Consider the following 261-nt stretch of genomic DNA (forward strand, 5'->3'; position numbering starts at 1 on the left):
CCCCAAACGTCCTCAACCTTTATTGCCAACCAGGCTGTCCACCGCCGGCACCCGCGTGTCGCTCTCCATTTGCGCATCATGCTCCAACTGGTGGCTGAAGCGCTCGAGCGAAGCATTGGCCGGCTGCGAGTCGCTGGCGAACACCGGTGGGCTCAGCAGGTAAGCCGACAACAACCGGCTCAGCGCTGCCAGGCTGTCGACATGGGTGCGCTCATACCCATGGGTGGCATCACAACCGAATGCCACCAGCGCCGTACGAAT

1 pseudogene is annotated in these 261 nt (G+C 62.5%); it reads right to left on the reverse strand.

From position 1 onward, the window contains the following. Nucleotides 1–12 precede the first annotated feature (12 nt). Nucleotides 13–261, reverse strand: a pseudogene (locus SB756_RS31590) (osmoprotectant NAGGN system M42 family peptidase); the annotation flags it as partial.

It is taken from the genome of Pseudomonas sp. SIMBA_068 (genome assembly GCF_046534705.1).
Taxonomy (GTDB): domain Bacteria; phylum Pseudomonadota; class Gammaproteobacteria; order Pseudomonadales; family Pseudomonadaceae; genus Aquipseudomonas; species Aquipseudomonas putida.